The 23,676-nt window shown below is 67.9% G+C and carries 20 protein-coding genes; 13 read left to right on the top strand and 7 right to left on the bottom strand.

All coding sequences use genetic code 11. The annotated features are described in order from the left end of the window. The first annotated feature begins 45 nt into the window (after nucleotides 1–45). On the top strand, nucleotides 46–1,122 hold the full coding sequence (locus Q0A27_RS08905) for a ferrochelatase (protein WP_291474703.1): 1,077 nt from the start codon (nucleotides 46–48) through the stop codon (nucleotides 1,120–1,122). An 83-nt stretch (nucleotides 1,123–1,205) separates the two neighbouring features. Here Q0A27_RS08905 and Q0A27_RS08900 read toward each other — a convergent pair whose 3' ends face one another. After that, nucleotides 1,206–1,673: a universal stress protein gene (locus Q0A27_RS08900; RefSeq protein ID WP_291474701.1), complete on the bottom strand. Its 468-nt coding sequence runs from the start codon at nucleotides 1,671–1,673 to the stop codon at nucleotides 1,206–1,208. Between the two features lie 340 nt (nucleotides 1,674–2,013). Continuing rightward, nucleotides 2,014–2,484, bottom strand: a complete 471-nt coding sequence (locus Q0A27_RS08895; protein ID WP_291474700.1) for a universal stress protein — start codon at nucleotides 2,482–2,484, stop codon at nucleotides 2,014–2,016. Between Q0A27_RS08895 and Q0A27_RS08890 the strand changes: the two genes are divergently transcribed. Next, nucleotides 2,483–2,608, top strand: a complete 126-nt coding sequence (locus Q0A27_RS08890; protein WP_291474699.1) for a hypothetical protein — start codon at nucleotides 2,483–2,485, stop codon at nucleotides 2,606–2,608. The two genes, Q0A27_RS08895 and Q0A27_RS08890, sit on opposite strands and share 2 nt — an antisense overlap. A 169-nt stretch (nucleotides 2,609–2,777) precedes the next feature. Here the strand turns inward: Q0A27_RS08890 and Q0A27_RS08885 are convergent, their stop codons facing one another. The 3 genes from Q0A27_RS08885 to Q0A27_RS08875 all read right to left on the bottom strand — a co-directional run bounded on the left by Q0A27_RS08885 (nucleotide 2,778) and on the right by Q0A27_RS08875 (nucleotide 7,194). Further along, the gene (locus tag Q0A27_RS08885; protein ID WP_291474697.1) at nucleotides 2,778–3,809 is read right to left on the bottom strand and encodes an aspartate-semialdehyde dehydrogenase; all 1,032 of its coding nucleotides are present in this window, start codon (nucleotides 3,807–3,809) and stop codon (nucleotides 2,778–2,780) included. Between the two features lie 22 nt (nucleotides 3,810–3,831). Beyond that, nucleotides 3,832–5,106, bottom strand: a complete 1,275-nt coding sequence (locus Q0A27_RS08880; RefSeq protein WP_291474696.1) for an aspartate kinase — start codon at nucleotides 5,104–5,106, stop codon at nucleotides 3,832–3,834. A gap of 123 nt (nucleotides 5,107–5,229) precedes the next feature. After that, entirely contained in the window at nucleotides 5,230–7,194 is a 1,965-nt protein-coding gene (locus Q0A27_RS08875) for a siderophore-interacting protein (RefSeq protein WP_291474695.1), read from the bottom strand. 121 nt (nucleotides 7,195–7,315) lie between these two features. Between Q0A27_RS08875 and fepB (Q0A27_RS08870) the strand changes: the two genes are divergently transcribed. From fepB (Q0A27_RS08870) to Q0A27_RS08855, 4 genes are all read left to right on the top strand, one after another. Continuing rightward, nucleotides 7,316–8,443 (top strand): Fe2+-enterobactin ABC transporter substrate-binding protein, encoded by a 1,128-nt coding sequence (fepB, locus tag Q0A27_RS08870; RefSeq protein WP_291474694.1) that lies wholly within the window; start codon nucleotides 7,316–7,318, stop codon nucleotides 8,441–8,443. A 158-nt stretch (nucleotides 8,444–8,601) separates the two neighbouring features. Next, entirely contained in the window at nucleotides 8,602–9,039 is a 438-nt protein-coding gene (locus Q0A27_RS08865; protein ID WP_291474693.1) for a hypothetical protein, read from the top strand. Nucleotides 9,040–9,051: 12 nt separating this feature from the next. Beyond that, a complete protein-coding gene (gene fepB, locus Q0A27_RS08860) occupies nucleotides 9,052–9,702 on the top strand; it encodes a Fe2+-enterobactin ABC transporter substrate-binding protein (RefSeq protein WP_291474736.1) in 651 nt (216 codons plus the stop codon). Nucleotides 9,703–9,763: 61 nt separating this feature from the next. Beyond that, nucleotides 9,764–10,618, top strand: a complete 855-nt coding sequence (locus Q0A27_RS08855; protein WP_291474734.1) for a DMT family transporter — start codon at nucleotides 9,764–9,766, stop codon at nucleotides 10,616–10,618. 6 nt (nucleotides 10,619–10,624) lie between these two features. On the opposite strand, the gene Q0A27_RS08850 is transcribed toward Q0A27_RS08855, so the two are convergent. Next, nucleotides 10,625–11,950, bottom strand: a complete 1,326-nt coding sequence (locus tag Q0A27_RS08850; RefSeq protein WP_291474692.1) for a hypothetical protein — start codon at nucleotides 11,948–11,950, stop codon at nucleotides 10,625–10,627. 272 nt (nucleotides 11,951–12,222) lie between these two features. Between Q0A27_RS08850 and leuA the strand changes: the two genes are divergently transcribed. The 4 genes from leuA (at nucleotide 12,223) to Q0A27_RS08830 (ending at nucleotide 18,434) form a co-directional block, all read left to right on the top strand. Then, nucleotides 12,223–14,070: a 2-isopropylmalate synthase gene (gene leuA, locus Q0A27_RS08845; RefSeq protein ID WP_291474690.1), complete on the top strand. Its 1,848-nt coding sequence runs from the start codon at nucleotides 12,223–12,225 to the stop codon at nucleotides 14,068–14,070. A gap of 330 nt (nucleotides 14,071–14,400) precedes the next feature. After that, complete coding sequence (locus Q0A27_RS08840) at nucleotides 14,401–16,341, top strand: DNA polymerase III subunit epsilon (protein ID WP_291474689.1); 1,941 nt, start codon at nucleotides 14,401–14,403, stop codon at nucleotides 16,339–16,341. Between the two features lie 13 nt (nucleotides 16,342–16,354). Then, nucleotides 16,355–17,641 (top strand): MurT ligase domain-containing protein, encoded by a 1,287-nt coding sequence (locus Q0A27_RS08835; protein ID WP_291474688.1) that lies wholly within the window; start codon nucleotides 16,355–16,357, stop codon nucleotides 17,639–17,641. Then, a complete protein-coding gene (locus Q0A27_RS08830; protein ID WP_291474687.1) occupies nucleotides 17,634–18,434 on the top strand; it encodes a glutamine amidotransferase in 801 nt (266 codons plus the stop codon). Before Q0A27_RS08835 ends, Q0A27_RS08830 begins: the two co-directional genes overlap by 8 nt. Nucleotides 18,435–18,449: 15 nt before the next feature. Here Q0A27_RS08830 and Q0A27_RS08825 read toward each other — a convergent pair whose 3' ends face one another. Continuing rightward, complete coding sequence (locus Q0A27_RS08825) at nucleotides 18,450–19,406, bottom strand: Ldh family oxidoreductase (RefSeq protein WP_291474685.1); 957 nt, start codon at nucleotides 19,404–19,406, stop codon at nucleotides 18,450–18,452. 285 nt (nucleotides 19,407–19,691) lie between these two features. Here Q0A27_RS08825 and Q0A27_RS08820 point away from each other — a divergent pair, with 285 nt between their 5' ends. From Q0A27_RS08820 to Q0A27_RS08810, 3 genes are all read left to right on the top strand, one after another. Then, nucleotides 19,692–21,254: a sodium:alanine symporter family protein gene (locus Q0A27_RS08820; RefSeq protein WP_291474683.1), complete on the top strand. Its 1,563-nt coding sequence runs from the start codon at nucleotides 19,692–19,694 to the stop codon at nucleotides 21,252–21,254. Nucleotides 21,255–21,273: 19 nt separating this feature from the next. Next, nucleotides 21,274–21,948: a GntR family transcriptional regulator gene (locus Q0A27_RS08815; protein ID WP_291474681.1), complete on the top strand. Its 675-nt coding sequence runs from the start codon at nucleotides 21,274–21,276 to the stop codon at nucleotides 21,946–21,948. 225 nt (nucleotides 21,949–22,173) lie between these two features. After that, the gene (locus Q0A27_RS08810; protein ID WP_291474732.1) at nucleotides 22,174–23,670 is read left to right on the top strand and encodes an NAD(P)/FAD-dependent oxidoreductase; all 1,497 of its coding nucleotides are present in this window, start codon (nucleotides 22,174–22,176) and stop codon (nucleotides 23,668–23,670) included. Nucleotides 23,671–23,676 lie beyond the last annotated feature (6 nt).

Here is a 23,676-nt window from a genome sequence, read left to right as displayed (position 1 = left end):
TCGCGATTTCGGACCCCCGCCACCCCCGCGGGTAGGCTGACCTCCATGGCTGAACCGGCGGCACCGAATCCCCACCGCGCACTGCTCGTCCTCTCCTTCGGCGGACCCGAGAAGAACGAGGACGTCATCCCGTTCCTCGAGAACGTGACCCGCGGACGCGGCATCCCCCGTGAGCGCCTCGCCGAGGTGGGCGAGCACTACTTCGCGATGGACGGCAAGAGCCCCATCACCGACCAGAACCGGCACATCATCGCCGACCTGGAGGCACTCATCGCCGAGCGCGTCGCCCCGACGGGCATCGACCTGCCGGTCTACTTCGGCAACCGGAACTGGCACCCCTTCGTCGAGGACACGGTCGCCCAGATGGCCCGCGACGGTATCACCGAAGCCCTCGTCCTCGCGACCTCCGCCTGGGGTGGCTACTCCGGACACGTCCAGTACCTGGAGGACATCGACCGGGCCGAGGAGTCCTGCCGCGACGCGGGCCTCAATCCCCCGGCGATGACCAAGATCCGCCCCTTCCACAACCACCCGCTGTTCGTCTCCACCTTCGCCCGGCTCGTCGACGAGACCCGCGCGGCCATGCCCGCTGACCAGCAGAAGGACGCCAGGCTGCTCTTCGCGGCACACTCCATCCCGGTCAGCGCCGACGAGACCTCCTCGGCGGACACCACCCACCGCTACTCCGGTCAGGTGCTCACCGCGGCCCGCGAGATCCGGGAGCTGTCCGGCTTCGCCGTCGACGGTGCCGAGGGTGCGGACGTGGAGCTCGTGTGGCAGTCCCGCTCCGGCCCGCCGCACATCCCGTGGCTCGAGCCGGACATCTGTGACTACCTGGAAGCCACAGTCGCCGGTGAAGGCATGGCGGACTTCTCCGGATCACTCACCGGCGGGACCACCCCCGGCGGCGACCAGCGTCCTGTCCTGCTGTGCCCGGTCGGGTTCATCACCGACCACATGGAGGTCATCTGGGACCTCGACACCGAAGCCCGTGACACCGCCGCCGAACTGGGCGTCCCCCTGGTGCGCGTCCCCACCCCGGGCTTCGAGCCGGAGTTCCCCCGGATGATCCTCGACCTGGTCCACGAGCACTGGCCGGACGTTCCCGGCGAGGACGCCTGACCGCCGGTAGGTCGCAGTACGTCCTGGTACGTCCTGGTACGTCCTGGTACGTCCTGGTACGTCCTGGTACGTCCTGGTACGTCCTAGTACGTCGTGTTGGCGATGTAGAGATCGCACCTCGCACCGGAAGCGACCTTGCGCGCCACACTGCCCAGCACCCGGGACACGCCCTTGATGTTCTTGTTGCCGACCACGATCACGTCGGCGTCCAGTTCCCCGGCCTTGCGCAGCAGGGCCTCGGCCGGTGCGCCCGGGACAGCCGAGACGTCGATGGTCAGGCCGGGGTTCGACTCGCGGAGGATCGCCGCCACCGACTCCGCAACCTGCTCGGAGGCTTTCGCCACGCCTTCGATGAGCTTCCTGGACTCCGCCTTGCTCGTCCGCCCGGAGCTGTGGCTCCGGATAGTACTGAGCGCGTCGGTACTGCTGGTGCTGTAGGCACTGCAGATGTGCAGCACTGCACCGGAGTTCCCGGCGAGCTCCGCAGCCTTCGCCGCCGCCCGGAACGCGGTCTGGCTCGCATCCACCCCGGTCACCACAGTTCTGGTCATAGTCCACCTTCCGGTTCGGGCGGTCGGGGCACCGTACCCCGGTCACTCTGCCGTCCAACGCCGTCCAACGCCGTCCAACGCCGTCCAACGCCGTCCAACGCCGTCCAACGCCGTCCAACGCCGTCCAACGCCGTCCGACACCGTCCGACACCGTCCGACACCGTCCGACACCGTCCGACACCGTCCGACACCGTCAGACGGCCATGACCCCGCATTCCACATCCTCGTGATGTGTGATCACAAAACTACCGACGGAGGGATCGGCGCACAACCCCGGTCGTGGATCACACGTCCCGGGACGGCCGTTCGGGCAGACGGAGCCGACCGGGCAGACCGGGTCCTAGTACGAGGTGTTGGCGATGTAGAGGTCGCACTTCGCTCCGGAGGCGACCTTGCGCGCCACGCTGCCCAGCACCCGGGACACGCCCTTGATGTTCTTGTTGCCCACCACGATGACGTCCGCGTTCAACTGCTCCGCCTTGTAGAGCAGCACGTCGGACGGGGTACCGGCCATCGACGAGACCTCGATCGTCAGATCCGGGTGCGACTGGCGCAGGATCTCCGCCACGGATCCTGCGACGCGTTCGGATGCGTCGGCGACCCCGTCGATGAGCTTCTGAAACTCCGCGGAGATCACCCGGTTCGAGTTCTGTGCGCTCTGCGCCTCGCTGAGGGCATCGGAGCTGGCACTGCTGTAGGCGGTGCAGATGTGGAGCACCGCTCCGGAATCCGCGGCAAGCCGGGCAGCCTTCTGCGCGGCCTTGAACGCGGTCTCGCTCGCGTCCACTCCGGTCACGATCATCCTGGTCATGGTTCGCCTTTCGGGGGTCGAGGTCATCGAAGTCACCGCAGCGGACCCCGTGGTGCGGGACCCCGGCTGCCATGATGTGCAGTTCCGAAACTACAAGGGTGCGCATACCCCCGCCAAGCGCTGACGCCGTGTCCCCGGACACAGCTGAATCAGGCCCCCGGCGGGCCGGCAGCCCGGCGGCGGCCCGGCGGCACAAGGGATCGGATCCCCGACAACGACCCGAGGGGTTGGTCTGGCAGTGTCAGACCAACCCCTCGGGTCGTACCTGGCCCACGGAGAGCCGGATCCAGGAACTAGACCAGCAGCTCCGCGATCTGGATCGTGTTGAGTGCGGCACCCTTGCGCAGGTTGTCACCGGCGACGACGAGCACCAGGCCCTTGTTGTCGTCCACCGACTGGTCCTGGCGGATGCGTCCGACGAGAGACTCGTCCACACCGGCGGCGGCGAGCGGGGTCGGCACGTCGACGACCTTCACACCCGGCGTCCCCTCGAGCAGTGCCTTCGCCTCGTCAGGGGTGATCGACTCGGCGAACTCGACGTGGACGGTCATGGTGTGGCCGGTGAAGACCGGGACACGCACGCAGGTACCGGCGACGCGCAGGTCCGGGATGTGCAGGATCTTGCGCGACTCATTGCGCAGCTTCTGCTCCTCGTCGGTCTCCAGGGAGCCGTCGTCGACGAGGTTGCCGGCCATCGGCAGCGCATTGAAGGCGATCGGTGCGACGTACGGACCGAAGTCCCCGGCGACCAGGGCGGAGCCGTCGGTGGCGAGCTTCTCCAGGTTGCCCACGTTGTCACGGACCTGCTCGGACAGTGCCTTCACGCCGGCCAGACCGGAACCGGAGACGGCCTGGTAGCTGGAGACGTGCAGGCGGGTCACACCGGCCTTCGCGTGCAGCGCACCGATGACCGGCATGGCGGCCATGGTGGTGCAGTTCGGGTTGGCGATGATGCCCTTGGGTACGTCCCGGGCATCGTCCGGGTTGACCTCGGAGACGATGAGCGGGACCTCGGGGTCCTTGCGCCAGGCCGAGGAGTTGTCGACGACGGTCGCACCGGCCTCGGCGAACCGCGGGGCGTGCTCACGGGAGGTGCCGCCACCGGCGGAGAACAGGGCGATGTCGATGCCCTTGAGCTCCTCGGTAGGGGTCGCGGCGACGTCCTCCACGACGATCTTCTCGCCGCGGAACCCGATCTCGGAACCGGCGGAGCGGGCCGAGGCGAAGAAGCGGACCTTGTCGGCGGGGAAGTTCCGCTCGACGAGGATGGATCGCATGACGCGGCCGACCTGTCCGGTCGCACCGACGACGGCGAGAGTGGTCATGGGTGATGTGCCTTTCTGGGTGTTACCGGCCGGTACCGGCGTAGACGACAGCCTCGGTCTCGCCGCCGAGCTGGAAGCGCTCGTGGAGGGCGGCGACGGCCTTGTCGAGGTCGGTGTCGCGGATGAGGACGGAGATGCGGATCTCGGAGGTGGAGATCAGCTCGATGTTGATGCCGACGTCACGCAGCGCCTCGCAGAAGTCCGCGGTGACGCCCGGGTGGGACTTCATGCCGGCGCCGACGAGGGAGACCTTGCCGATCTGGTCGTCGAAGAGGATCGACCCGAACTTCTGGTCGACCTCCGGCCCCTGGAGGCCCTTGAGCAGCTCGACGGCACGCGGGGCGTCCTCGCGGGGGCAGGTGAAGGTGATGTCGGTGAGGTTGTCGTTCACGGTCGAGATGTTCTGCAGGACCATGTCGATGTTGATCTCGGCGTCCGCCAGGGTGCGGAAGACCCGTGCGGCCTCACCTGGCTTGTCGGGGATGCCGAGGACAGTGACCTTGGCCTCGGAACGGTCATGGGCGACACCGGTCAGGACTGCTTCTTCCACAGGAATATCCTCCACAGAGCCGGACACGATGGTGCCGGTCTCGTTGCTGAATGACGAACGGACGTGAATCGGGACATTGAAGGCGCGGGCGTACTCCACGCACCGGAGCATGAGGATCTTGGCGCCGACGGCGGCCATCTCGAGCATCTCCTCGAAGGAGATGTGGTCGAGCTTCTGAGCGTTCGGCACGATCCGGGGGTCGGCGGTGTAGACGCCGTCGACATCGGAGTAGATCTCGCAGACATCGGCCTTGAGCGCCGCGGCGAGTGCGACGGCGGTGGTGTCCGACCCACCGCGTCCCAGGGTGGTGATGTCCTTGGTCTCCCGGTTCACACCCTGGAAGCCGGCGACGAGGCAGATCTTGCCCTCGTCGAGGGCCTCGCGGACCCGCCCCGGGGTGACGTCCACGATGCGGGCGTTGCCGTGCCGCTCCGTGGTGATGACGCCGGCCTGGGAGCCGGTGAAGGACTGTGCCTCAGCACCGAAGGAGTCGATCGCCATGGCGACCAGGGCGTTGGAGATACGCTCACCGGCGGTGAGGAGCATGTCCATCTCGCGTGCCGGCGGCACCGGGTTGACCTGGTTGGCGAGGTCGAGGAATTCGTCGGTGGTGTCACCCATCGCCGAGCAGACGACGACGACGTCGTTGCCCGCCTTCTTGGTCTCCACGATGCGCTGGGCGACCCGTCGGATGCGCTCGGCGCTCTCCAGGGATGAACCACCGTACTTCTGGACGATCAGGGCCACTGTCGATTACTCCGTCTACTGCTGCGGGTGTGAACTTTCAGACCTGCCCAGCGTACCTGACCAGGTAAGGCTGTGGAAGCACGGGGACCGCCAGACCCTGGCCCGACCCTGGCTAGACCCCGGCTAGATCTTCAACGTCACCACGGCGTGCGTCCCCCAGCCGACGGGCAGGTCAGCGACCCCGGTCAGCCCAGCGGCGGAAATCGCCCTGGACAGGTCCCGCCTGGTGGGCAGCGACCGGCCCTCGAGGAGCAGCCGGGTGAGGTCCTCCTCGTAGTCGTGATCCTCGTCACCGGACTCGGCGAGCAGTCGGGTGACCACGACGACCCGCGGGGCGATCCCGGCCGCGGACGCCAGCAGCCCGGCCACCTTCTCCGGAGCGACGAGGGCACAGGGGTCGACGACGAGGACCGCTCCGGCGTGCACGTCCGGGGTGGTCTCCCGGTCCCATGCCACCACAGTCACCCGGTCCCGGCGCGCCTTGTCGACCTCGGCGATGAGCCGGTCGGTACCGGCACCCGTGTCGAGGACGACGACGTACAGGTCATCGTGGTGGCGCAGCAGCTCATCGGCGTAGACCGCGGCGCCGGTGCCTTCCCCGGCGCCGGCCACGGCGACCGACTTCAGACCCTCTCCCCCGGTCAGCCGCGCGGAGAGCTGCCCGAATCCCTGGGCCAGGGCGGGGGCGACCCACTGGGCGCGGGTGGCCTCGGCGTCCGCCAGGTTCTCGACGATGCCCGGGTCCGCGGCACGCAGCTGCTCCCAGGTGGAGCCGGTGGAACCGACATGGACGGGGGCGGCGGAGCGCAGCCCCTCGGTGAGGTGCAGCCAGGACAGCGGACGCAGGGCGTCCGGGCCGGTTAGCCGGGAGACCGGTCCTTCGGGGTCGGAGAGTTCCTGGCCGAGGGAGGTCAGGCCCACGCCGGTGAGCGCGGCAGCGTCCCCGCCGGAGAGTCCGTCATCCTCCGGGGTGATGAGGGTGATCAGCTTGAGCGACTCGAGGTAGCGCAGGAACCGCAGGAGGACGCCGCCCTCGACTCCGACGGCGGGCGCGACGTCAGCGACAGTCGGGATGGCTGCGGTCGTAGACGCACCGGTCGCACCGGATGCTCCGGCAGCCTCCACCGCAGCGTCGACCAGCTCGAAGAGGCGGAGTTCGGCTGCGGTGCGTAGGGCCAGACCGGGGGCGATCTCGGCCATCTCGTAGAGCTCCATGAGCGGGGAGATGCTGGAGGTTCCGGCGGTACCGGCGGTCGCTCCCTCGGCGACGGCGTTGTTGCGTCGCCAGTAGCCGACGATCTCGACGTGCTCACGCGGCACGCCCATCTTCTTGGCAAGGGTGCGGACCGTCTTCAGCCGCCCGGCCTCACCTGCGGCCCAGAGGAACGGCGTCCCCTCCGGGAGTTTCCCGCCGCCGCGGACGTGGGTGAGCAGTTCCTCGGTGAAGTCGCCGCCTTCGTCGCGAACGACCCAGTGCATGTCGAGGTCGGCGGCGCAGTCGATGTCCTGGATGTCGGCGCGGGTCGGGACCTCCACCACGGCGACGACGGGATGGTCGGCCGGGCATTCCTCGAGGCAGCGTCCGATGGCGGGCAGGGCGGTCTCGTCACCGACGAGCAGCAGCCAGTCGGTGTGCGACGGGTGGGCGCCGCAGTTCTTCGGTCCGGCGACGAAGACCTTGTCACCGGCGGACGCCGCAGCGGACCAGCCCTCAGCCAGACCTGCGCCGTGGCGGGCGAAGTCGATGGCGAGCTCGCCGTATTCCCCGGCGTCCGGTGACCAGGTACGCACGGTGTAGGTCCGGAACAGGTCGTTGACCTGCTCGTTCCAGTCGAGTCGACCGTCACCGAGGGACTTCGGGTACGGGCGCTCCCCGGTCTCCGGATCGGGGAGGATCAGCCGGACATCGTCATCGAAACCGTCACTGACCAGAGCAGGCACCGGTTCACCGTCACGGGTGTGGGCGAGCAGGCCGGCCCCACCGAAGGTGACGCGGCGCATCGCCGGGGTGACATCCTCGACCCTCAGCACCTCCAGTTCACGCAGGGAGATCGGGTAGATGTCGGTGTCACGACTGATGCGGGGCACGGGGGTCCTTTCCACGGAACGGTTCGGGGCAAGGCTAGCATTGGCTTGCCCGGTAGCAGGACTGCATTCCCCGGCTACCGTAGCCACTTCCCTGACACCCCACTTCCAGAGGACACCCCGCATGCCCCATCCGTTCCGACGCCCCGACCGCAACCGCCGCCTCAGTCACCACAGCCGCCACAGTTTCCGTGCCGCCACCGCCGTCGCCGCCGCACTCATCCTGACCGCCGGCCTCGCCGCCTGCTCCGACGACAGTTCCGACGGGGACACCACGGGCGGCGGTTCCGGCGACGGCTCCTGGCCGCGCACCGTCTCCTCGCTCGCAGTGGAGAACCACCACCTGGACTGCACCGACCAGATGGACATCTCCACCTGCGCGACCGAGGATGTGGAGATTCCCGAGCAGCCGCAGCGCATCGTCTCGACCGCCGTGGGACTCACCGGTTCCCTGCTGGCGGTGGACGCCCCGGTGATCGCCACCGGTGGCGCGACCACCGGCTCGACCGCGGACAACGACGAGGGCTTCTTCAACCAGTGGGCCGACGAGGCCCGGGAGAAGGGCGTGGAGAGCCTCTGGCAGCTCAGCCCGGACCTGGAGAAGATCGTCACCGCCGATCCGGACCTCATCCTCGTCGCCGCCAACGGCCAGGACACGGCCGTCCCCGGCCTGGAGAAAATCCAGGCCATCGGTGTGCCGGTCGTGGTCCTCGACTACGTCAACATGGACTGGAAGGATCTCACCACCGAGATCGGCGAGATGACCGGCCGGGAGGCGGACGCCGCGGCCCGCATCGACGAGTACAACGAGCGCGTCTCCGAGGTGAAGGCGAATATCGAGGACCCGGAGCAGCCGGTCAGCCTGGTGCTGCCGAGTGCCGACAAGTCGGGCAACGCCAACTACATGACGGCCGAGTCACCGCAGGGCCGGGTCGCCTCCGACCTCGGTTGGGAGCTCACCGTGCCCGGCGACGATGTCGCGCGCACCGACGGTCCCTTCGCCGGACGCACCGACGTCAGACAGGTCACCGCGGAGAACCAGGACAAGGCCTTCACCGGACACACGGTGCTGGCCGTGGACTCCGGCATCGGCGAGGATCCGGCGGAGTACCTGAAGAACATGCCGATCCTGGCCGACACCTACGCGGTGCAGAATGACCGGGTGTTCGCCATGCCGCCGGAGCTGTTCCGGATGGACTACTACTCGGCGATGAAGATGCTCAACCGGATCGACGAACTCTTCGTGAAGTGACGTCATGAGGTGACGGGTGAAGTGACGGGCACCGCCGCTGCGTCACCCCCCGTAATTGACCGGCGTGAACTGAGGCGAGGTTTCGTTTACCCTGTCGTGGTAGGTGCCCGGACCCCGGATGCCACTGACCCAAGAGTTTTTCGAGAGAAGGATCTTCCATGTCCTCACGCGCACTGTTCCGCCGGTCCCGCGCCGTCGCTGCCGTGGCCGCCGCCACCGCCCTCACCCTCGGTGTCGCCGCCTGCTCCGACGACGACGATGATTCGGACACCGGAACCTCGGCCTCCGCCTCCGCCGACGGGTCGGACTCCGACTCTGATTCCGATGACGCAGAACAGGGCACCTGGCCCCGCACCGTCGACTCCCTCGTGATCGAAAACGGCCAGCCTACCGGTGACACCGAGGAGGTCGAGATCCCCGCCAAGCCGGAGAAGATCGTCTCCACCTCGGTGACCCTGACCGGCTCCCTGCTCGCCGTGGATGCCCCGGTCGTCGCCTCCGGCGGCGCCAAGGCCGGCCCTACCTCGGACGACAAAGGATTCTTCAGCCAGTGGGCCGAGGAGGCCGACGAACAGGGCGTGAAGGCACTCTGGTAGCTCGAGCCTGACCTGCAGAAGGTCGCCGCCGAGGACCCGGACCTCATCGTCGTCGCCGCCAAGGGCGCGGATGTGGCAACCGAGCAGTACGACGAGCTGACGAAGATCGGCGTGCCCGTCGTCGTCCTCGACTACTCTGACAAGACCTGGACCGATCTGACTACCCAGGTCGGCGAGATCACCGGTCACGAGTCCGAGGCCGCCGACGCCATCCAGTCCTACGAGGACCGTGTCGCCGAGGTCAAGGAGAACATCGAGGAGCCGGAGCAGCCCGTCAACGTCGTGCTGCCCGCCCAGGAAGGCAACCTCAACTTCATGACCGCCGAGTCCGCCCAGGGCCAGATCATCAAGGATCTGGGCTGGGAACTCTCCGTCCCCGGTGACGACGTCGCGCGCACCGACGGTGACTACGCCGGCCGGACCGACGTCCGCCAGGTCACCGGCGAGAATGCCGACAAGGCACTGGTCGGCAAGACCGTGCTCGGCATCAACGTCGACGGCACCGAGCCGGTCATCGACAAGCTCAAGGCCATCCCGACCCTCGCCAACACCTACGCGGTGACACACGACCGCGTCTTCGAGCTCGGCGCCTCCGCCTTCCGCATCGACTACTTCTCCGCCATGGAGATCCTCGACCAGATCGAGGAGTACTTCGCGAAGTAGTCCCCGGGCACCGGCCGTTTCACCGTCGGGAGGTGAACTCGGATAGCCTGATGCCACGATGATGCACAGCAACGCCCTCGCTGTCGTCTTCGCCCTTCTCTCCGCACTGACCATCGCCTGGGGCACGGTCCTCAGACACCAGATCGCGGAGCAGACCTCCGGCGACCCCGACGACGCCCACGGCTCCCCACTGCTCGCCGCTGTCATGCGGCCGAAGTGGTGGGGAGGAGTTCTGTGCGCCCTGGCCGGCTACGGCCTGCAGATCGTCGCCCTCGGATTCGGCACCCTGCTGGTCGTCCAGCCGATCCTCGTGCTCTCCCTGATGTTCACGCTGCCGCTGTCAGCGAAGTTCGACGGACGCCGCGTCTCGAAATCCGAGATGTTCTGGGCGGGACTGCTGACTGTGGCGGTCGGCGTCCTCGTGATCTGGGGTAAGCCACTGCCCGGCCGGTCGATCCCCGAGCTGGACGACTGGTTCATCGCCCTCGGTGCCGGCCTGGTGGTCATAGTGGCGATGTGCTGGTTGGCCGGCCACCGCCCCGCCAACCAGCGGGCCCTGCTGCTCGGCCTGGTCACCGGCATCATCATGGGTTATCTCGCGGTACTGTCGAAGGCCGTCGTCGCGATCTTCACCGCCGACGGGATCCACGGTCTGATCACCTCCTGGGAAGGCTACGGACTGCTGGCGTGCGCGGCGATCGGCACCGGCGTCCAGCAGCTCAGTTTCAACGCAGGGGCGCTGAAGAACTCCCTGCCCGCGATGACCATCGGTGAGCCGATCGTCGCCTTCATACTGGGCTACACGCTGCTCGCGGAGAAGTTCCAGGTCCACGGGCTCGGCTGGATCGCCATGGCCGCCGCCCTGTGGGTCATGGTCGCCAGTACCGTCGTCCTGTCGCGCAAGAGCGTGGACTGAGCCGGCTCAGATCGCGTAGGCGAAGTCGACCAGCATCTCGGCGGAGGCCCAGAAGCCCACCACACACCAGGCCACCCCGACGACCACCGGGATCCCCGCCAGCCACGGCCGGACCACCAACAGCGCGCGCAACCGGGCCAGTGCCCACACCACCAGCGGCAGCAGCAGGAAGAGCACCGGGATCAGCAGCAGCCGGGGACGCGAGTGCATGATGCCGTCGGAACCCAGCGTCATACCGGCGACTGCCACCGCAGGCAGCCACAACTGCCACGGCATCCGGCCGGTCAGCAGCGGCCACAGGGACGCCACACACAGCACGGCGACGAGGATCATCGACCAGGTGGAGATCGCGTAGCCGGGCATGGTGCCGTCGGTGGTCCCGCCCTCACCGACGGTCGTGGTGAGGTCCAGGGAGGACGAGGTGATCCAGTTCCATGTGGCCTGTCCGGCGTCGAAGCCGGAGTGCCAGCCCCGCTCCTGGGCCTCGAAGTAGCCGCCGATCTCCGCGGTACGGCCGTTCGCCCAGCGAATGTACCCGGCGATCCCGAGGACGCCGATGACCGGTGCCGCGCAGGCCCGCACGACCCTCCCGGCGCCCTCCCTCTCCCGCCACCAGCGCCACAACTCCACCGCAGCAGCCACCGCCAGCGTCAGCACCAGTACCACGGCGGTGATCCGCGTCAGCCCGGCGAAGAGGACGAGGACGCCGGCCGTGAGGTAGCGGCGTCGCAACAGCATGGTCACGGCCCACACCGCGAGCGCCGTGTACAGGGACTCCGAGTACGGCATCACGTACACCACCGACATCGGTGCGCCGAGGGCGAGGACGCCGACCGCCAGGGTGAGGACCGCCGCCGTCACCGGGGAGACAGGTCGCCCGGGGTCACCGCCGGCGACCCGCGGCCAGAGACGGTCGACGGCCAGCCGCCCCAACCCCCAGACCATGGCCACGGACGCCGCCACGGACACGACCGCAGCAGCGGCGACGGTGATCTCGGCACCGGTGAGGATGCGGACCGGCGCAGCGAGGACCTGCACCAGCCAGGGGTAGCCCGGGAAAAACGCCACGGACTGCCATTCAATGGGGTCGCCACCGGGCGTCCCGGCGTCCCCCATGGCGAAGCCGGAGTAGCCGTGACGGGAGATGAGCGTCATCCACCGGGAGTCCCACTGCATCATCACCTCGGTGAGGGTCATGCCGTGGCGGGAGCCCCTGATCTGCATCACCAGCAGCAGGGCGGAGTACATCAGCACGGTGGTGACCAGTGCGACAAGCGGCACGACCGGGAACCGGCGGTGCCGCTGCGCGGACGGTGGACTCTGGGTGGACATCGCCCACGACGTTAGCGGGGGTGCGGCGCCACGGTGGCGTTCCCCCCGGATGCGGTGGGGACTATGGGCCGTGTCACACTTCCCGGCGGCTGTGGGTTACACTTGCCGACGTGAACACGTTCCGCGGTCAGCTTCTCCTTCTTAGCCGCGGCGGGGTCAGGGCATAAACCGACCGGCTCCCCGTCGCGGAGTTGAGTCGTGCCGGTCGGTGTTGAGAGTATTTTTCCACCGGAGACGCACCACCGGCGTCGAACCTGCAACAGGAGCACACCATGACCCCCAGCGATTCCTTCATCTCCGCCCCCGCCCGGATCGACACCCCCGCAGGTGAGATCCCGGCCGGGCAGCCCGCCTGGAACAAGCAGCGCCCGTCCCAGATGCCGGTCCACCGCTACCAGCCGCACTTCACCGAGGTCGAGCGCTTCCAGCTGCCGGACCGCACCTGGCCGGACAAGGTCATCGACAAGGCGCCGCAGTGGTGCGCCGTCGACCTGCGCGACGGTAACCAGGCCCTGATCGACCCGATGAGCCCGGAGCGCAAGCGCCGGATGTTCGAGCTGCTGGTCAAGATGGGTTACAAGGAGATCGAGGTCGGATTCCCCTCGGCCTCCCAGACGGACTTCGACTTCGTCCGCGAGATCATCGAGAAGAACATGATCCCCGACGACGTCACCATCCAGGTCCTGGTCCAGGCGCGTGAGCACCTGATCCGCCGGACCTTCGAGGCCTGCGAGGGGGCGAAGAACGTCATCGTGCACTTCTACAACTCCACCTCCATCCTGCAGCGCAAGGTGGTCTTCCGTAAGGACAAGGCCGCCATCAAGCAGCTGGCGACGGACGCCGCGCACCTGATCAAGGAGATCGCGGTCGACTACCCGGACACCAACTGGCGCTGGGAGTACTCCCCGGAGTCCTACACCGGCACCGAGGTCGAGTACGCCAAGGAGGTCTGTGACGAGGTCATCGAGATCATGGACCCGACCCCGGACAACCCCATGATCATCAACCTGCCGTCCACGGTCGAGATGATCACCCCGAACGTCTACGCCGACTCCATCGAGTGGATGCACCGCAACATCTCCCGACGTGACTCGGTGCTGCTGTCCCTGCACCCGCACAACGACCGCGGCACCGGCGTCGCCACCGCCGAGCTGGGCTATATGGCTGGCGCGGACCGCATCGAGGGCTGCCTGTTCGGCAACGGTGAGCGCACCGGCAACGTCGACCTGGTCACCCTGGGCCTGAACATGTTCACCCAGGGTGTGGACCCCCAGATCGACTTCTCCGACATCGAGGAGATCCGCCGCACGGTGGAGTACTGCAACCAGCTGGAGGTCCACGAGCGTGCGCCGTACGGCGGCGACCTGGTCTTCACCGCCTTCTCCGGTTCCCACCAGGACGCCATCAACAAGGGCATGGACTACATGGCCGACGAGGCGCACCCGGGTGCCCACGCCAACGAGATCAGCGACGAAGAGTTCGCCAAGATCATCTGGGAGGTCCCTTACCTGCCCATCGACCCGAAGGACATCGGCCGCAGCTACGAGGCCGTCATCCGCGTGAACTCGCAGTCCGGCAAGGGCGGCGTCGCGTACATCATGAAGACCGACCACGGTCTGGACATGCCGCGCCCGATGCAGGTCGAATTCTCCGCCGTCGTCCAGGCGGTCACCGACTCCGAGGGTGGCGAGGTGAACTCCAAGGCGATGTGGGACATCTTCTCCGGGGAGTACCTGGACCGCGTCTCCCCGCTGGAGCAGATTTCCGTGACTGTCGACGGCCCCCAGACCGAGGGCTCGGAGACCAAGGTCACCGCCGAGATCGAGTGGAACGGCGAGCACAGGACGATCCAGGGACGCGGCAACGGCCCGCTGGCCGCCTACGCCCAGGCACTGGAGTCGCTCGGCGTGGACTTCGAGGTGCAGGAGTACACCCAGCACGCCCGCACCGCCGGTGACGACGCCGAGGCCGCGGCCTACGTCCTGGCCGAGGTCAACGGCCAGAAGGTGTGGGGTGTCGGCATCGCCGGCTCCATCACCTACGCCTCCCTGAAGGCGATGACTTCCGCGGTCAACCGCGCGTACGCCAACGAGGCCTCGGTCCTGGCCGGCGGCGTGTAGGTCGCAGCACACCGCGTCCTGTAGTGGCGTGGCACCGACGCAGCATTCAGGGAGGCACCGTCCCCACCCGGGGCCGTGCCTTCCTTTTGTGTGCCAGGTCTGAGCCTCTCTGTCACCGTGTCGCCCCTGCCCTCCCTGTCTGCGCCATCGGATACGGTCCAGCGCCATCCGGTTGTGTCGGTTTTCCGCCGGGATCGACACAGCCGGATGGCGCCACATTCAACCTGATGGCGCAGTGACGGGTGGCACGGCCCTGATCCTCGCCCCTGATCCTCACCCGAATGCTGCGGTGCTTCACCCCGTACCGGACCCGGACAGTATGATGGCTCCATGACTTCCACGGGCCCGGACAACGACAGCGCCGGGAATTCCGGGACCACCGGGGGTTCCGGAACCTCTGCGGCCGGACGCTCCCGGCGTCGGCGTCGCCGCCAGGTCCACCGCCGCGCCGCTCCCCCCTCGCAGGATGTGCAGCAGACCGCGCAGAAGAACCAGCGGACGCAGGGCACCAAGAACTCCGCGCAGGCCGCCGACGACGCCACCACCGAGACCACCGCGTCCGACCGGAGCAACAACGTCGGCAACGGACGGGCGGACCAGCAGAACCGTCCGACGCGCGTCCCCAAGACCTTCCACGGCGAGATCCCCGACGCCGAGACCGCCCCCTTCGTCGCGCTGACTGTCGCGGCGTCGGGTATCCACCCCACGACCTCGCGACTGGTCGCCGTCGCCGCCGTGCTCTACGACGCCGAGGGCACCCCGGTCAGTTTCACCGGCAACCGCCCGGCCTGCAGCGACGGCAGCGATCTCTCCGGCAGCACCGGCTCAGCGACCGACGCCGGCACGACCGAGCTCACCGGCGTCGTCCAGCAGATCAACCCCGGCGAAGACCCCGGCCCGTGGCACCTCCACGGCTACACCGAGGCCGACCTCGGCCAGGCCCCCGGGTTCGCGACCGTCGCCCCGCTGTTGTTCAACCTGCTCGACGGCCGTACCGTCATCTGCCACGGAACCACACTGACCTGGGGTTTCATTATCCAGGAGTACCGTCGCGCCCAGCGTGCCGCCAACCGGTCGGCCCCGCAGGGCGCCAACCGTGGCCGCCGACGCAACTCCCGGCGTCCCCGCAAGATCGCCGTGCCGGTCCCCGAGCGCATCGTCGACACGATGACCACCGCCCGCCGCCAGTCGGTGCCTGTCATCGACCCGCGGCTGCGCAGTATCGCCGCACACTACCGCGATACCGAAGGCCTGGAACTGGCCGCCGACACCCTCCCTGACCTCGGGGCCGTCGCCTCCGACGCGCGCACCGACACCGGCGCCGATGAACTCCTCCTCGCCGATGCACGTATCCTCCTTCCGCTGCACCTCGTGCAGGAGGACCTGGCGGACGCCGGTCGCGGCATCATCCAGTCCGCGGTGCCCGCCGACCTCACCGCCGACCGGTTCGGTCTGCAACGTTCCACCGTCCGGGTGGACGCCACCACGACCCCGCGTCCCTACGCCAACCCCGGTACGCCCGGTGAGGACCGTCGACTCACCGAGGGCATGGAGTTCGTGGTCAGCCCCGATGTCGCCACAGATCCCGACGAGATCATCTCCGCGGGCCTCCGTGCCGGCCTGGTCTACAGCGAGAAGCTGAACCGGACCTCCAGCCTCGTGGTGTGCAACGCCAACCATGAGCTGCGTGGTAAAGCGATGCACGCGCACCGCAAGAACATCCCCCTGTTCACCGACACCGGGTTCTTCGACGCCCTCGAGGACGTGGAGCCCGGGACACCGTCCACCGGTGAGCCGGAGACGCGCCCCGCCACACCCCGCATTCCCGCACCGCAGCGCGGCAGCCAGGGTCGCCCGCGCAAGAAGCAGGGCAACCGCCAGGGCGGACGCCAGAGTGGGAACCAGGGTGGCCGTCAGGGGTCTGCGCAGTCGAACCGTCGTACCCCGATCCGCCAACCGCAGCAGCACGGCGAAGCCCGCGGCAACGACGGTGGAACCGGCCCTGCCTCCGGTTCCGGGAACTCCACCGCGTCCTCCGGCTCCGGATCCAACGGTTCCTCAGGGAACCGGAACCGCAACCGTAACCGACGACGGTCCTCCGGGAATTCCGGCGGCGGGCAGCAGAAGAAGCAGGGCCAGAAGAAGCAGGGTTCCGGCGGGAGCTCCGGGTCGGGATCGAACCGTTCCGGGGCACGGCGTCGGCGTCGTTCCGGGGCGAACCGCCGATCCAACCAGTCCAACCGGTCCAACCAGTCCAACCAGTCCAAGTAGATAAGGTGATCTGATGGGTCTGCGCACCTCATTCGCCGTCCGCGCCGCCGACCTGGCGACCTGGGCGTCCCGCAAGGCCGGCCGTGGCAACGGCGGCATGATCGGCGGTCTCGTCGCCGACTTCATCGACCCGAAGCTGATGGAACAGCTCGGGCAGGGTCGTCCCTGCGCGATCGTCACCGGCACGAACGGCAAGTCGACGACCACCCGGATGCTCGCCGAAGCCGTCCGCGGCATCGGCACCGTATGCACCAACGACGGTGGCGACAACATGGACGCCGGTGTCATCTCCGCACTGCTCGCCGGCCGTGATGCCCAGCGTCTCGTCCTCGAGGTCGATGAACTGCACGTGCCGCACATCGCGACGAAGCTCGACTGCGATGTGCTCGTGCTGCTGAATCTCTCGCGTGACCAGCTCGACCGCGTCGGCGAGATCAACAAGATCGAACGCGTCCTGCGCGAGTACGTGAGTGCGAACCCCGACCTCACCGTCATCGCGAACTGTGACGATGTGCAGGTCACCTCGGTCGCCTGGGACTGCCCGAACGTGGTGTGGGTCTCCGCCGGGGTCGGTTTCACCGGCGACTCGACCAGCTGTCCGCGCACCGGTGGTGCGATCGTGCGCACCGAGAAGGCCGACGGCTCTCCCGACTGGTTCGCGGTGAAGCCACTGGCCGACGGCTCAGAGTTCCGGCGTCCGACCCCGAGCGTGACGGTCGACCCGTCCGGCCTGCACACCCCTGAGGGCGACCGGGACCTGAACCTCACCCTCCCGGGCGACGCCAACCGCGGCAATGCGGCGCAGGCCGTCACCGCCGCCGTCGCCCTCGGTGTCCCCGAGCAGGACGCCGTCGCCGCTGCCGAGCGGGTCGACAATGTCGCCGGACGCTATGCGACGGTGAGCTTCGAGGGGCGCGAGGTGCACCTGCTGCTGGCGAAGAACCCGGCCGGCTGGCAGGAGGCCCTGTCGATGGTGGACCGCACCGCCGACGGCCTGGTCATCTCGGTCAACGGCCAGGTCGCCGACGGTCAGGACCTGTCCTGGCTGTGGGATGTGGTCTTCGAGAACTTCGAGGGGATGAAGGTCGTCTCCTCCGGTGAGCGGTCCGCCGACCTGGCGGTCCGGCTCGGATACGCCGGGGTGGAGCATGACACGGTGCCGGACATGCTGGACGCCCTGCGCGCCTGCCCGCCCGGCCGGGTCGAGGTGCTGGCGAACTACACCGCCTTCCGGGACCTGAACCGCGACCTGAAGAAGGCCGTGCAGAACACCGCGAAGAAGGAGCAGCAGAATGGCTGAACTGACTATCGGACTGGTCCTGCCGGACGTGCTCGGCACCTACGGCGACGACGGCAACGCCCTGGTCCTGCGGCAGCGGGCGCGGATGCGCGGCTTCGACGCCGGGATCCACCGCATCACGCTCGGGGACGCCGTGCCCGAGGGCCTCGACGTGTACACCGTCGGTGGCGGTGAAGACGTCGCCCAGACCCTCGCCGCCGAGCATCTCATCGCCGACGGCGGCATGACCCGCGCCGTCAATGCGGGATGCCCCGTCCTGGCGATCTGTGCCGGACTGCAGGTCTTCGGCCACAGTTTCCGGGCCTCCGACCGGATGGTCGACGGGCTGGGACTGATCGACGCGACGACCTCGTCACTGCAGACCCGCATGATCGGTGAGTTGAAGTCGGTGCCGGCGAAGCAGGGCATGCGTGCCCCGGGGATGGAAGAGCTCACCGAGCCGCTCACCGGGTTCGCGAACCACCAGGGCGCGACGATCCTCGGCCCGGACGCCCGACCGCTGGGTCATGTCACCCACGGCACCGGCAACACGGACGCCCACGGCGCCCTGACCGCCGGTCTCAGCCCGGAGACCGCGAAGGTCGAGGTCTACCACGAGGGTGCGGTGCAGGGGTCGGTCATCGCGACCTACATGCACGGCCCGGTGCTCGCCCGGAATCCTCAGCTCGCGGACCTGCTGCTGGCCAAGGCGACCGGTGTCGCGCTGGCCGACCTGCCGCCGATGACCGGGGCTTTCGCCGAGCAGTTGACCGGTGAGGTCGCCACTCTGCGCGCTGAGCGGATGAAGGCGTAGCCCACTTCCCGGTACTCACTCCTCGGCGAGTGTGCGGACGACCCCGTCGTCGACGGTGACTGATCTTGCGTCACTGCGCCGCCGCCCGGGAACGTGGACGCCATGGTCACGTTCCAGTCTGGAAAGGTGGACCCCCAGCCGTTCCGGGAAGCCCGGGACAAGCGCCGACGGGTCGATGGCGATGAGCAGCATCCCGGTGGAGGGGCACTCGGATCCGTCAGTGAACGAGGGCGCGTCCAGTGACCAGGTCCCGCCGGCGAGTCCGGCGAGGACCTCGGCGGCCAGACCGATGTTACCGGTCCGGTATCCACCGTCCGGAAGAAGTGCACCAGCCAGGGCAGCGGTGACGTCCCGGGTGGGTGTTCCGGTGCCATCCACCGCCCAACCGTCCGGCAACGGCTCACCGGCGTCCGCCATCGCCTGCACCGAGACCAGTGCAGTCGGACTGACCGCCTGGTCCATGAGGAACGGCCGGTCCCCTGCCGGGGCAGCAAGCGACACCGGGTTCGTCCCGATCACCGGCGCACCGTCATCACCCAGGGCTACTGCGGCCGGGGCGTTCGCCGCAGCCAGTGCGACGTATCCCCGGTCAGCGAGCCTGGCTGTGTAGTCGCCGAGTTCCCCGCAGGTGTAGGAATTCGAGACGGCGAGTATGCCCGCCCCGTGCTCAGCCACCGCATCGAGCAGATCGGGCAGGGCATCGTCCGCGGCACGCTGGACGGTGCCACGGCAGGCGTCGACGCGGACGACCGCGCCCCGACGTTCGACAACCGGGGCCGCGGTGCCGTCGACGGCACCGCGGCGGACCGCGTCCAGATGGTCGGTGAGATGGGATGCTCCGACAGCGGAGCGTCCGCGGAGTTCGGTGCGGACGGTCGCCGCCGCCAGAGAATCAGCGGTGGCGGCGTCCGCACCTGCCCGGACAGCGGCGGCTGCACACAGTCCGTGCAGCTCCTCCGGGGTCAGGTCCATGAGGCCCCCTTTCCCCGGGATGGCCGGGACGTGGTCTGGCAGGCGATGTGATCGATGATGTCACTCCCACGGCGGGTGTCAAGGTGGTGGGAATTCAACATCGCACACCACAGATCGCTGTGATGTGTGATCACAAAACTAGTCCATGTGTGACTCCGGGCACAACGACAGATTTCCGAACATTCTCTGAGCTGGCGAGACAACAGGGCACTTGACCAGATTGTTGAGTGATGAAAACATGACCACATCCTTCCCGGCGGGTGTCACCTCCAGGACGGAGACCTCATGGACATGCTCACCCGCGTCAGCGACTGGATCTGGAATCCCCTCGCCTACGTCGCTCTCGCCGTCGGCGCCTTCTTCACGATCATCACCCGCGGCGTCCAGTTCCGCCGTCTTCCGGACATGATCCGGCAGCTCAAGGAAGGCGAATCGACCGAGGGAGGACTCACCTCCTTCCAGACACTCGCACTCACCATGTCGAGCCGCGTCGGTGTCGGCAGTATCGCCGGCGTCGCCACCGCCATCGCCATGGGCGGCCCTGGTGCACTGTTCTGGATGATCATCACCGGTCTTCTCGGATCAACCTGCGCCTACGCCGAGGCGGTCCTCGCGCAGACCTTCAAACGCCGGATCCACGGTGAAGACCGCGGTGGCATGCCCTACTACATCCGGTACGGACTGCGCGCCCCCGGACTCGCCGCCACCATCGCCTTCACCGCGATGATCGGCTACGGTTTCGTCTTCCCCGGTATCCAGGCCAACAACATCGCGTCCTCGATGGACCAGGCGTTCAGCATCCCGTCCTGGGTCACCGGCACCGTCGTCGCCGGAATCCTCGGGTTCGTCGTGGTCGGCGGGACCAAGCGCATCGTCAACGTCGCGCAGTCCGTCGTCCCCTTCATGGCCATCGGCTACCTGCTCATCGCCGGGATCATCATCTGCGCCAACATCACCGAGGTTCCCGAGGCGATCCGTGTGATCGTCATGTCGGGCATGGGCACCGACCAGCTCTTCGGCGGACTCGTCGGCTTCGCGGTCTCCTGGGGCGTGCGTCGTGCGGTGTTCGCCTCCGCCACCGGCTTCGGTGAGGGCACCTTCTCCGCCGCCGCGGCCCACACGACCCACCCGGGCAAGCAGGGCATCATCCAGGCCTTCAGCATCTACATCGACCTGTTCCTCATCTGCACCGCCACCGCGCTGATGATCGTGGTCACCGGCTCCTACAGCGTCAAGGACCCGGACTCCGGCCAGATGCTCGTCGACGGTGCCCCGGACCTCGTCGCCGGCCCGAACTACGTCCAGCAGGCCATCGACGGAACCTTCAGCGGTTTCGGCAGTATCTTCGTTGCTGTCGCCATCCTTCTGTTCGCCTTCACCTCACAGGTCTTCTTCTACTACGTCGCTACCACGAACCTCATCTTCCTGCTCGGCGAGCAGCACAACCGCATCTTCGAGGGACTCATCAAGCTCGGTGCGGTGACCATCGCCTTCATCGGTTCGGTCATCAGCGCTGATGCCATCTGGGCGGCCGGCGACATCGGCTATGCGCTGCTCGCCTGGCTCAACATGTTCGCCGTCGTACTCCTGACCAAGACGGTCCGCAAAGTCGTCGTGGACTACGAAGATCAGCGCAAGGCGGGGATCGACCCGGTGTTCTTCCCACAGAAGCTCGGGATCAGGGACGCGGACTGGTGGGAGAACGAGTTCATCGAGAAGCACCCCGAGTACGCGGAACAGGCAGCGTCCCACGCCTCGCCTGACGCACCTGCCACCACCTCGACATCCACACCTTCCGGGGACGCTGAACCCCCGCATCCGCACGGGGATGACTCTCCGGAATCCTGAGCCCCGGTATACTCGCCCCATGGCACTGACCCGTCTCGACACCGCGACCCGTGTGGGCGACATGGCTTTCGAGGCGCTGCAGTCCGCGATCACCGACGGCGAGTACGAGGCCGGGGACCGGCTGCAGATCCGCGACCTGGCGGACAAACTGGGTATCAGCGTGATGCCGGTGCGTGAAGCCATCAAGCGTCTCGAGGAGATCGGACTCGTCGAGACGAAGCCCTACCGCGGTGCGATGGTCAAGGAGTTCACGCCCGCCGAGCTGCTCAACATCTACAACGTCCGGCGGCTGCTGGAGACCGAGGCGGCACGACTGGGTGCCGTGGCAGCCTCGGAGAAGGACATCGCGGAGCTCGACCGGCTGTTCGCCGCCATGGAGGAGGCGCTCGACGAGGGGGATGTCGTGCGGTACCTGGATCTCGACGAGGAGATCCTCATGACGGTCTACGACGCCGCGGACAACCCGGTGCTCACCGAATCCATCCTGTCATTGTGGGTCCGTTGCCGCCACTACAAGATCGCCGGCGCCCGCCGGTCCATCAGCGACGGCGTCTCCCCTGAACTGCTGGTCCACCAGCGCAACCTCATCGACGCGGTCCGCCGTGGGGACTCTGCTGCCGCCGCCGAGACGACCTCGACTTCTCTCGATGACGCGCGGGCGCGTATCCGTGCCAGCCTCTCCGACGACGCCTGACGCACTTCCCGCTCGGCCACCGTCTCGCCCAGATTCACTGAACCCGCAGGTCACGCACCGTCAGGAAACTTTTCATTCGCAAGTCTTGTGTGATCTGTGATCACAAATTACTGTGGCGGGTACAACAGCGGCTGCCGTGAGTGCGAAACACCACGGAATCCCCGGTCACTGTCCAGCACACCGCACACAGACCACACTCCCCGAAGGAGGATTTCCGTGGATGACATGACAGGAACGACGGACATGAAGGATGCCGTCATCATCGGCGGCGGACTCGCCGGACTCTCCGCTGCCTGGCGACTGCGCAACTGGGACACGGTGATCCTCGAGGCGTCCCCCCGCACCGGCGGACGCATCCGCTCCGAAAAGCGCGGGGACTTCTTCCTCAACTGGGGCGGCCACGTCTTCTCCGGTCCCGGAAGCTCCACCGACGAGCTTCTCCGGGAGTCCGGCACCCGCTTCGTCGAGGTCCCCGGAAACCTCGCCGCCCTGCACATGAACGGCAAGTTCATCGACAAAGGCCTCGCCCAGACCTACCCGCTGCAGGTCCCCCTCAAGTTCAGGGACCGCATCGGGATGTTCACCTCGGGCGCCAAGGTCAGCAAGGACGTCCTGCGCTACGCCGCGGTCGTCCGCAGGCGTCCCGGTGAGTCCGGCGAAACGCGCCAGCAGCGCATCTACGACTTCGAGAACGACCGCACCTTCGCCGACTACCTCGGCGACATCTCCCCCGAGGCCGAGGCCCTGTTCACCCCGACCGTCACCCGCTCCGCCGGTGACCCCCACCAGATCTCCGCCGGTGCCGGCATCGGCTACTTCAGCCTGGTCTGGAACATCGGCCAGGGACTCAACCGATCCATCGCCGGCGGTCCCTCCACCCTCACCGGCAATCTCGCCGCCGCCCAGGCCGACCGCATCATCACCGAGGCCGACGTGCAGGAACTCACCCAGCACGACGGCTACGTCACCGTCCGCTACCTGCGCGACGGAGTGGAGCACGCGGTGAAGGCCCGCACCGCGGTCATGGCCACGCCTGCCCCGGTCACCCACCGCATCGGTGTGGACCTGCGTCCCTCCCTGCGGGACGCCCTGTCCAAGGTGCAGTACGGGGCCTATGTCTCGGCCGCCTTCCTCACCGACGAAAAGACCCCGCAGGCGTGGGACGACTGCTACGGCATCGCCACCCCGAAGCGCTCCTTCAACATCGTGCTCAACCAGGGCAATGTCGTCCACGGCCTGTCCGATGAGCGGCGTCCCGGTGGTTCGGTCATGGTCTTCTCCCCCGCCAGCCTCGCAGACCGCCTGCTGCCACTGAGCGACGAGGAGATCACCGAGATGTACCACCGCGACCTCAACGAGGTCCTGCCGGGCTTCTCCGACATCGTCACCGAGACCCACATCCAGCGGTGGCCGCTCGGAGCCCCGTACTGCTTCCCCGGTCGGGCGAAGATCCAGGGCGAGCTCATGGCGCCGGAGGAGCGTGTCTTCCTCGCCGGAGACTACCTCGGCAACCTCTACACCGAGACCGCCATCACCTCGGCGTTCACCGCCGCCCAGCGCGCAGCGAGCATCCTCGCCACCGAGCACCAGTACGACAACACCGCCGCCGTCGGGCTCACCGACGGTGTCGCCCACGGCGAGGACGGCTGGGTCCAGCCCACCATCGACACCGCCGCCCTCGCATCCACCGCGGGCACGTCCACCCCCACCGTCGCTTCCTAGGAGGAA

Origin of the sequence: Corynebacterium sp. (genome assembly GCF_022712275.1) — a bacterium.
GTDB lineage: Bacteria > Actinomycetota > Actinomycetes > Mycobacteriales > Mycobacteriaceae > Corynebacterium.
This window is presented reverse-complemented; position numbering and strand designations above follow the sequence as displayed.

Coding starts and splice junctions, on each gene's coding strand:
- Q0A27_RS08905 (WP_291474703.1), top strand. CDS start 46: ATGGCTGAACCGGCGGCACCGAATCCCCACCGCGCACTGCTCGTCCTC.
- Q0A27_RS08900 (WP_291474701.1), bottom strand. CDS start 1,673: ATGACCAGAACTGTGGTGACCGGGGTGGATGCGAGCCAGACCGCGTTC.
- Q0A27_RS08890 (WP_291474699.1), top strand. CDS start 2,483: ATGGTTCGCCTTTCGGGGGTCGAGGTCATCGAAGTCACCGCAGCGGAC.
- Q0A27_RS08895 (WP_291474700.1), bottom strand. CDS start 2,484: ATGACCAGGATGATCGTGACCGGAGTGGACGCGAGCGAGACCGCGTTC.
- Q0A27_RS08885 (WP_291474697.1), bottom strand. CDS start 3,809: ATGACCACTCTCGCCGTCGTCGGTGCGACCGGACAGGTCGGCCGCGTC.
- fepB (WP_291474694.1), top strand. CDS start 7,316: ATGCCCCATCCGTTCCGACGCCCCGACCGCAACCGCCGCCTCAGTCAC.
- Q0A27_RS08865 (WP_291474693.1), top strand. CDS start 8,602: ATGTCCTCACGCGCACTGTTCCGCCGGTCCCGCGCCGTCGCTGCCGTG.
- Q0A27_RS08855 (WP_291474734.1), top strand. CDS start 9,764: ATGCACAGCAACGCCCTCGCTGTCGTCTTCGCCCTTCTCTCCGCACTG.
- Q0A27_RS08850 (WP_291474692.1), bottom strand. CDS start 11,950: ATGTCCACCCAGAGTCCACCGTCCGCGCAGCGGCACCGCCGGTTCCCG.
- leuA (WP_291474690.1), top strand. CDS start 12,223: ATGACCCCCAGCGATTCCTTCATCTCCGCCCCCGCCCGGATCGACACC.
- Q0A27_RS08840 (WP_291474689.1), top strand. CDS start 14,401: ATGACTTCCACGGGCCCGGACAACGACAGCGCCGGGAATTCCGGGACC.
- Q0A27_RS08835 (WP_291474688.1), top strand. CDS start 16,355: ATGGGTCTGCGCACCTCATTCGCCGTCCGCGCCGCCGACCTGGCGACC.
- Q0A27_RS08830 (WP_291474687.1), top strand. CDS start 17,634: ATGGCTGAACTGACTATCGGACTGGTCCTGCCGGACGTGCTCGGCACC.
- Q0A27_RS08825 (WP_291474685.1), bottom strand. CDS start 19,406: ATGGACCTGACCCCGGAGGAGCTGCACGGACTGTGTGCAGCCGCCGCT.
- Q0A27_RS08820 (WP_291474683.1), top strand. CDS start 19,692: ATGGACATGCTCACCCGCGTCAGCGACTGGATCTGGAATCCCCTCGCC.
- Q0A27_RS08815 (WP_291474681.1), top strand. CDS start 21,274: ATGGCACTGACCCGTCTCGACACCGCGACCCGTGTGGGCGACATGGCT.
- Q0A27_RS08810 (WP_291474732.1), top strand. CDS start 22,174: ATGACAGGAACGACGGACATGAAGGATGCCGTCATCATCGGCGGCGGA.